The sequence below is a fragment of the Streptomyces spiramenti genome, assembly GCF_012034385.1.
Classification (GTDB): Bacteria; Actinomycetota; Actinomycetes; order Streptomycetales; family Streptomycetaceae; genus Streptomyces; species Streptomyces spiramenti.
Genome location: NZ_JAAVJB010000227.1, coordinates 1 through 8,032 on the forward strand (window position 1 = coordinate 1; position 8,032 = coordinate 8,032).

Sequence of the window (8,032 nt, forward strand, 5' to 3'; positions counted from 1 at the left end):
GCGGCGGCCCCCGCCCCCTGCGCGAGCAGGGAGCGGGGGCCGCGAGCGAACGGGCGCCGACGGCGTGCGCCGGAGGCCGTGCACGGGGTCACCTCAGGCGTCCTGCCGGTTCCGCCGGGCGATCAGGAACGCGGTGGCGGCGCCCGCCAGTCCGGCCGCACTCCAGGCGAGCCACGCGTCCGGGGAGTTGACGGCGGCGCCGCTGCCGCCCGCGGCGACGTGGCCGGGGGTGCCGTGGTCCGCGTCGAGCGTCTGGACCGCCAGCGCGAGGTTGTCGTCCTCGGCGCTGCCCCAGGCGTAGACGACGGTGAGCGCGCCCTCGGCGAGATCGAGGTCGGCGGGGCCGATGGCGACGGTGTCCGTGCCCGCGAGGGTGACGTCGGCGGAGACGGTCCCCGCGTCCACCTCGGTGGTGGCCTCGCCGGGGTTGGTGAGGTCGGAGAGGACGACCTGGCCGCCCGCCCGGACGTCGACCGCCGGCGCGGCGGCGTCGTGGCGCACCGTCAGCCGTGCCTTGCCCGCCGCGACCTCGGAGGTGTCGTTGACGTACGCGTCCAGCTCGGGCGTGCCGTCGGCCGACAGGTGGGCGGCGACGGTGGCGTTGTCGCCGGCGCCGACCTCCACGGTGCTCTGCAGCGTGGGCTCGCCGGTCGGGTCCTCGCCCGCGGGGAAGACCGTGATGTCGTAGCTGCCCGGGTCCAGAGCGACCGGGTCGGTCACGGTGCCGGGCTGGAAGTCGGGGAGCAGTTCCTCGCCGTTGGCGTAGACGTCGACCGGCAGGTCGGGCACGCCGTGGAAGACGGAGACCAGGGCCTGGTCGGCGGTGTCGGCGTGCGGCAGGGCGACCGCGGGGCCGGCGGCACCCAGGGCCATGGCCCCGAGGCCGAGCGAGGCGGCGATGGCGGTGGGTATGCGGAAGCTCATCGTCTGACGTCCCTTCGTCCGGTTCCGCACGCTGCGGAACCTCGCCCCCACTTCCCCCGCCGCCACCCGCTCGGATGCACCCGGACGGCCGTCCCTCACTGACCACCGCCCTGACCTGCGACGAAGGCCACCGGGTCCGCCCGTTCGGACCAGCGCCCGCCCCGGTGCGGGCCGGTCGGTGGGAATTGCCGCCCCCCGGCAGCTCCCGCAGGGTGGGCGTGCGGCCCCGGCGCCCCGGGCGCTCCCGCACCGACGTACCGCCCGTCGTCCCGGACGGCGAACCCCGCGTCCACCGCCCCGGCGGCCCAGGAGGTCCGGCCATGGCCGATCCCGCAGCACCCACGAGCGACCCCGTCGTCGGCGCCCCGGAGAAGGCGGCCCCGGAGAGGGCCGTCCCGGCCCCGGCCGGCTCCTCCCCCGACGCGGTGACACCCGACGCGGCGGCCACGGACGCCCCGGCCCCGGAGGCGGCACCCGGCGAGACGCAGGTCGGCGAAGTGCAGGTCGGCGCGTTCCTCGCGGGTGACGAGGAGGCGGTCGCGGCGGTCTACCGGCGGTGGGGAGCGCTGGTGCTCGCGCTGGCGCGGCGGGCCCTGGGCGACGAACGCGAGGCGGAGGACGTGGCCCAGCAGGTCTTCCTGGCCGCCTGGTCGGGCAGGCACCGCTACCGGGCGGACCGGGGTGTGCTGGCCGCCTGGCTGGTGGGGATCGCCCGGCACGTCATCGCGGACGCGCTGGCCGAGCGGGCGCGGCGCGCCGAGCTGGTGGCCGCGGCGGGCCCGCCGTCGTTCGGGGGGCTCCCCGGGGCGGGTGACGTCCCCGGTCCGGAGCAGGTGCTGGACCGCGTGCTGGTCGTGCGGGAGCTGCGGCGACTCCCGCCGGTGCAGCTGGAGGTGCTCGGGCTGGCCTTCTACCGGGACCTGACGCAGGCGGAGATCGCGGAGCGGACCGGGCTGCCGTTGGGCACGGTGAAGAGCCACACCAGGCGGGGGCTGCGGACGCTGCGCGAGCTGCTGGAGCCGACGCGCCCGTGACGCCGACCGGCCCGTGGCACCCGTGGCACCCGTGGCACCCGGGCCTCCCGTGGGCCCCGACGCGCCGGGAGGCCGGACACGACCGGGCGGCCGACCGGCCCGGGAGGGCCGGTCACTCCGTGTCGGTGGGTCCGGTCGGGGCGGCGGGGGACGCGGCACGCCGGTAGCTGCCGCCGTCCCGGGTACGGGTCAGCCGCCCGGACTCGACCAGGTGGCGCCGCAGCGCGGAGAAGTCCTCGTGGACGGCGCACAACGCCTCGTTGACCTCGGGCTCGGTGTAGCTGCGGCCCGGCTCGAAGAGGGTTCGGGCGAGATGCTCCAGCAGCTGTTCCCGCCGGGCGGCCCGTCGCGGGATCGCGACGAGACGGCCGCTGACGAAGAGCCGCGTGATGTCGGAGGCGGGGACCGGCGAGGCGGGTCCCGACCCTGGCTGCGGGGAGGGCGAGGAGTCGGACACGCCGCCGACCCTGCCGCGCGGGCGGGCACACGGCAACCGGATTTCGGGCACGGGCCCCGGAGGCACCGGTCGCCGCGGGCTGGCCGCGCCCCGGTCACGCCCCGGGCCGCCCGGGACGTGCTTCGCGGTCCACCGCGTGGGGGCCGACGCGGTGCGGCGGGTCGGTCCGGGGGGAGGTGCGGCGGGCGGGGGTGTCCAGCCGCAGCGGTTCGATGCGGTGGGCGACGACGTTCACGGCGCCGCGGTCGCGTTCCACCGTGCCGTGGACGACCAGGCCGGGGTGGTCCAGTGCGATCCGCTGGTACCGCTGCCAGACCGGCGGGGAGACGATGACGTTGGTCATGCCGCTCTCGTCCTCGATGTTGAGGAAGCAGGTGCCCTTGGCGGTCGGTGGCCGCTGCCGGTGGGTGACGAGCCCGCCGAGCAGGACGGGGCTGCGGTCGGCGAGGCCGCGCACCTCCGCGGCGGTCGCGGCGCCGCGCGCGTTCAGGTGGTCGCGCAGGTACTCCACCGGGTGGGGTCCGGCGGAGGCACCCGTCGCCCACAGGTCGGCGTAGGTCCGTTCGGTGGCCGTCATCTCCGGCAGGTCGGGGGCGGGCGGGGGCGCGGTGGTCCCCGGCAGCGGGTCCTGCCCGCGGTGGGCCACGGCGCCGGCGTGCCACATCGCCTCCCGGCGTCCGCTGCCGAGGCAGCCGAGGGCGCCGGCAGTGGCGAGGTTCTCCAGGACGCGGGCGGGCAGCCGGGTGCGTGCCGCGAGGTCGTCCACACCGCTGAACGGGCGTGCCGCCACGAGGCGTTCGGCCTGTTCGGTGCCCAGTCCGCGGACGGTCGCCAGCCCGAGCCGGATCGCGGGCGGCCCGTCGGGGCCGCCCGGGGTACCGGGGCCGGACTCCAGGGTGGTGACGGCGCCGGAGGCGTGGACGTCCACCCCGCGCACCTCCACTCCGCGCCGCCGCGCGTCGCCGACGAGGGTGAGTTGGGAGTAGAAGCCCATCGGCAGGTGCGACATGATCGCGGCGAGCAGCGCCCCGGGGTAGTGGCACTTGATCCAGGCACTGGCGTACACCAGATGGGCCATGGACTGCGCGTGGGACTCGGGGAAACCGTAGTGGGAGAACGCCTCGATCATGCCGGTGATCTCCTCGGCCGCCGCCCGGTCGATGCCGCGGCGGGCCATCCCCGTCAGCAGGGCGGTCCGCAGTTCGGCGACCCGCTCGGTGGAGTGCTTGGCCGCCAGCGCCTTCCGCAGCCGGTCGGCCTGCCCCGCGGAGAACCCCGCGCAGTCGATCGCCAGCCGCATCGCCTGCTCCTGCCACAGTGCGATGCCGAGCGAGCGCCGCAGGGCGGACTCGGCCAGCGGGTGCGGGTAGCGGACGGGCTCCGCGCCGGAGCGCCGCCGCAGGTAGGGGTGGACGGAGCCGCCCTGGATGGGGCCGGGGCGGATCAGGGAGACCGCGACGACCAGGTCGTTGAAGTTCCTCGGGCGCAGCCGGGGCAGGGTGGACATCTGTGCCCGGGACTCGACCTGGAAGACGCCGACGGTGTCGGCGCGGCCGAGCATCTCGTAGACCGCGGGGTCCTCCGGCGGGATCGAGGCGAGGTCGAGTCGGCGGCCGTGGTGGCGGTCGACCAGGTCGCAGGCGGTGTGGAGCGCGGAGAGCATGCCCAGTCCCAGCAGGTCGATCTTGACCAGCCCGGCGGCCTCCACGTCGTCCTTGTCGCCCTGGAGGACGGACCGCCCCTCGGCGGTGGCCCACTCCACGGGCATGATCTCGCCGACCGGGCCGCGGGTGAGGACCATGCCGCCGGAGTGGACGCCCAGGTGGCGCGGCAGCCGGTGGAGTTCGGCGGCCAGGGCGCGGACGTCGCCGGGGACGGGCGCGTCGGCGGGCGGCGGCTCGTGGTGGTGGATGTGGCGGGTCATCTCCTCGATGCGGTCGGGCGGGTGGCCGAGCGCGCGGGCCGCGTCGCGTACGGCGAGCCGGGGGCGGTAGGTGATGACGTTGGCGACCTGCGCGGCGTGGGTGCGGCCGTAGCGGCGGTAGACGTACTGGATGACCTCCTCGCGGCGGGCGTGCTCGAAGTCGAGGTCGATGTCGGGCGGCCCGGCCTTCTCGGTGCTGAGGAAGCGGGCGAAGAGCAGCCCGTGCCGCACCGGGTCCACGGCGGTGATGCCGAGCACGTAGCAGATCACCGAGGAGGCGGCGGAGCCGCGCCCCTGGCACCAGATGCCGGCCTCGCGGGCGAAGCCGACGATGTCGTCCACGATGAGGAAGTAGCCGGCCATCCGCAGTTGGGTGATGACCTCCAGTTCGTGGTCCAGTCGCTGCCAGGCCGGCCGGGCTCCGGGGTCGCCGCGGTGGCCGTACCGCTCGGCGCAGGCGGTCTCGGCGCGGTGGCGCAGCCAGGAGTCCTCGTCGTGACCGGCCGGGGCGGGGAACCCGGGCAGTTCGGGGCGGAGCGCGGTGAGGTCCAGCGCGCAGGCGTCGCCGAGGGCGAGGGTGGTCTCCAGGACGCCGGGGCGGCGGGCCAGCGCCCGGCGCATCTCCTCCGGCGACCGCAGGTGGGCGGTGGGGGCGGGCGGCAGGTGGCCGGCCGCGTCGTGGAGTTCCTGGCTGCGGCGGAGCGCGGCCAGGGCCTGGGCCAGCCGGGCGTGGCGGGGGGCCGCGTAGTGCACGGCGCCGGTGGCGACGACGGGTGTCCCGGCGCGGACCGCCGCGCGGGCGACGGCGTCGTTGCGGATGCTGTCGCCGGGCATCCGGCGGTCCACCAGCTCGGCGTGGACGTGGTCCGCGCCGAAGACCTCGGCGAGCCGCGCCAGGTGCCGGGCGGGGTCGGCGGCCCCGTGGGGGTCGTCCGTCGCGGGCGGCGGGCAGCCGGTGAGGACCGCCCAGTGACCGCCGCGCGCGGCCTCGGCGAGAGCGGCGAGGTCGTAGCGGGGCGCGCCCTTGGCGCCGGCGAGTTGCGCGGCGCTGATCGCGGCGGAGAGCCGGCGGAACCCCTCCAGGTCGCGGGCGAGGACGACGGGGTTGCCCAGCCCTGCCGTGTCGTCCCCGCTCCCGGGGGCGGCGGAGCGGCGAGTGTCGGGGCGGTGGGCATCGGAGGGGGCGCCGGGGTCGAGGGCGCCGGGGACGAGGGCGCCGGGGTCGAGGGTGAGTTCGGCGCCGTGGACGGTGGCGACACCGGTCGCCGCCGCCGACTCGGAGAGGCGCCGGGCGCCGTACAGCCCGTCCCGGTCGGTGACCGCCAGGGTGTCGATCCCCAACCTGGCAGCCTCCAGCACCAGTTCGGGCGGGGAGGAGGCGCCCCGGAGGAAGCTGAAGGAGGAGTGCGCGTGCAGTTCCACCCAGCGGGCATCGGAGTGGGGCGGCACGGGCAGCGCCACCACGGTCCCCGGGCCGTGCCGTGGGACGTGCCCGGAGCGGTGGCGGTCACCCATAGCCGGCCTCCGCCCACCACTGCCCCCGCTCGACCGCCAGCAGCCAGGCGCGGCCGTCGGCGGTGACGACCTGGAGGCGGGCCATGCGGCGTGCGTGGACGCTGTCCCACCACTCCTCCAGCACCGGCCACGGGCCCGCCCACCCGGCGACCCGGGCGGCCCGGTGCCCGGCGACGGCGAGCCGGGCCGGCGGGCCGGAGAGCTCCGCGCGGGCGGAGACCGCCACGTTCCGCCCGGCGGCGTCGGTGAGCCGTACGGACAGGGGTGCGGGGTAGACCGACGCGGGGTGCGGGGCGGGGAGCCGTCCGGGCCAGGGGCCGGACGGGAGGCGGTGCGGGGCGGCGTCGCCGTAGGGGACGTGGCGCACCCGGTCGCCGGGGCCCCGGCCGCCGCCCAGCTCCACGCGGGTCACGGCACGGTGGCCGAGCAGCGCCTGCACCCGGGCCGCCGCGCGCTCGACCTCCTCGGGCGTGGGTTCGCGGCCGAAGAGCGCGGCCTGGCGGCCGGTGGCGGGGCTGATGCCCTCCGGGCGCAGCGTCAGCCGCACCACGCCGGGGTCGTGCGCCGACCCGGTCCCGGCGCCGTCGGCGCCCCCGTCGGGGCGGGCGGCGGGCCGGGCGATCCACGGCGGGGTCGGGGCGGACACGCCGGAAGTACGGGGAGTACGGGGAGTACTGGTGGCGCCGGGTCCGTCAGAGGCGCCGGCGGCTGCGCGCAGCGTGGGCGGCGACCCGACGCCGGGAGTACCAGAAGTACCGGAGGTACCGGGGGGCGTGCCCGGTACGGGGGGCGCCCCGGCGCCGGGGGCGGGCCAGTGCACGGTGGCAGGACCGGGACCGACCCCGGAAGTGGTGAAGGCGCCCCCGGCGGCACTCGCCCCGGCGACGCCGCCGGCCGTGCCGTCCGGCCCCGTGGCGCGACCGGGTGACGGCTCGGGGGCGAAGCCGGGCAGCGGCGCGGTGCCGCCCGGGCCGGTGGGGGCGCCGCCGGTGGCGAGGGTGCCGTCCGTCTCCCAGGCGCGCAGCACCCCGCGCACCCGCTCGGCGACCGCCGCCGCCGAGAGCCGCCCCTCGTGGCGGAAGACGCGGGCCAGGCGGCGGCCGTCGCCGAGTTCGACCTCCGCCTCCAGCCGAGCGCACACCACCCCGGCCGAGGTGAGCCGCTGGTGCAGCAGCTCGGCCGCGGCCTTGGCGGCGAACACCACCGGTTCCAGCAGGGGGGTAGCCGGTTCGAAGACGTGGGTGGCGGAGTGGTCCGCCGTCCCGGTGCGGGAGGAGACGGGCCGGGCCTCCATCCCCCGGGCGGTGCGGTGGGCGGCGACGCCCTCGGCACCGAAGCGGGAGGCGACCCTGTCGGCGGGGAGGGCGGCGAACGTGCCCAGCGTGGTGATCCCGAGTCGGTGCAGCAGCTCGGTGAGGCGGGGACGGCCCAGCACTCCCACCGGGTAGGGCGCGAGGAAGGCCGCGCTCTCCCCGGGCGGCACCAGTTCGCCCCGCCGGGCGGCGAGCGCGGCGGTGAAGACGGTGTCGCCGGCCCCGGCGCGGGCGGGGTGGCCCAGCTCGCGCAGGACGGTGGTGACCCGCTCGGCCAGCTGCGGCTCGCCGCCCCAGTAGCGGGCCGGTCCCCGGACGGGAGCGGCCAGCAGTCCCGGGCGGACCACCTCCAGGCGGGGCATGACCGCCTCCTCCAGCGCGCGCACCAGCGGCTCGAAGCCGCGGACCTCCTCCTCGACGTCGCGCTCGACCGCGCGCAGCTCCGGGCAGCGGGCACGGGCGGGGCGCAGTCGCATACCGCGTCGTACACCCGCGGCGCGGGCTGCCGGGGAGCAGGCGAGGACCAGCCCGCCGGCCATCACCGCCAGCGGCGCGTCCGGGGCGGCACCGGCCACCCGGACCGGCCAGTCGGGCACCCAGACGCAGAGGACCCGGTCCATCGCCTTCACCCCACCGCCCGCAGCGGCACGGCGGGGGCGGGACGGGGACCGGCCGGACGGGGGTCGACCGGCGCAGCGGGGGCGGGGGAACCGGTGGCGGGGTCGACCGCAGCGGGTACGACGGCGGGGTCCACGGCGGAGACGGTCCCGTCCGGGCCGGGCAGCCACAGCTCGGCGTGGCGGGGGCGGTCGGCGGCGCCGCGGCCCGCGACGGCGACCCTCGCCCGCCGCCCCCGCAGCAGCCC

Annotated in this window: 5 protein-coding genes and 1 pseudogene; 1 reads left to right on the plus strand and 5 read right to left on the minus strand. The window is 78.0% G+C overall.

What is annotated here, in order from left to right; all coding sequences use genetic code 11:
- Positions 1-93 precede the first annotated feature (93 nt).
- Entirely contained in the window at positions 94-924 is an 831-nt protein-coding gene (locus tag HCJ92_RS20055; protein ID WP_167935016.1) for a DUF4397 domain-containing protein, read from the minus strand.
- 320 nt (positions 925-1,244) lie between these two features.
- Here HCJ92_RS20055 and HCJ92_RS20060 point away from each other — a divergent pair, with 320 nt between their 5' ends.
- Positions 1,245-1,958, plus strand: coding sequence for an RNA polymerase sigma factor (locus HCJ92_RS20060; protein WP_167935017.1), 714 nt, complete (start codon positions 1,245-1,247; stop codon positions 1,956-1,958).
- A 112-nt stretch (positions 1,959-2,070) separates the two neighbouring features.
- Here HCJ92_RS20060 and HCJ92_RS20065 read toward each other — a convergent pair whose 3' ends face one another.
- From HCJ92_RS20065 to HCJ92_RS25440, 4 genes and pseudogenes are all read right to left on the minus strand, one after another.
- Complete coding sequence (locus HCJ92_RS20065; protein WP_167935019.1) at positions 2,071-2,349, minus strand: DUF2087 domain-containing protein; 279 nt, start codon at positions 2,347-2,349, stop codon at positions 2,071-2,073.
- A 160-nt stretch (positions 2,350-2,509) separates the two neighbouring features.
- The gene (locus tag HCJ92_RS20070) at positions 2,510-5,854 is read right to left on the minus strand and encodes an error-prone DNA polymerase (RefSeq protein ID WP_167935018.1); all 3,345 of its coding nucleotides are present in this window, start codon (positions 5,852-5,854) and stop codon (positions 2,510-2,512) included.
- Positions 5,847-7,787, minus strand: coding sequence for a DNA polymerase Y family protein (locus tag HCJ92_RS25140; protein WP_245241030.1), 1,941 nt, complete (start codon positions 7,785-7,787; stop codon positions 5,847-5,849). Before HCJ92_RS25140 ends, HCJ92_RS20070 begins: the two co-directional genes overlap by 8 nt.
- A 5-nt stretch (positions 7,788-7,792) precedes the next feature.
- Positions 7,793-8,032: pseudogene (locus tag HCJ92_RS25440) on the minus strand (hypothetical protein); the annotation flags it as partial.

Bases quoted from the DNA above. Each gene is read 5' to 3' on its own strand.
- HCJ92_RS20055 (WP_167935016.1), bottom strand. From the start codon at position 924: ATGAGCTTCCGCATACCCACCGCCATCGCCGCCTCGCTCGGCCTCGGG.
- HCJ92_RS20060 (WP_167935017.1), top strand. From the start codon at position 1,245: ATGGCCGATCCCGCAGCACCCACGAGCGACCCCGTCGTCGGCGCCCCG.
- HCJ92_RS20070 (WP_167935018.1), bottom strand. From the start codon at position 5,854: ATGGGTGACCGCCACCGCTCCGGGCACGTCCCACGGCACGGCCCGGGG.
- HCJ92_RS25140 (WP_245241030.1), bottom strand. From the start codon at position 7,787: ATGGACCGGGTCCTCTGCGTCTGGGTGCCCGACTGGCCGGTCCGGGTG.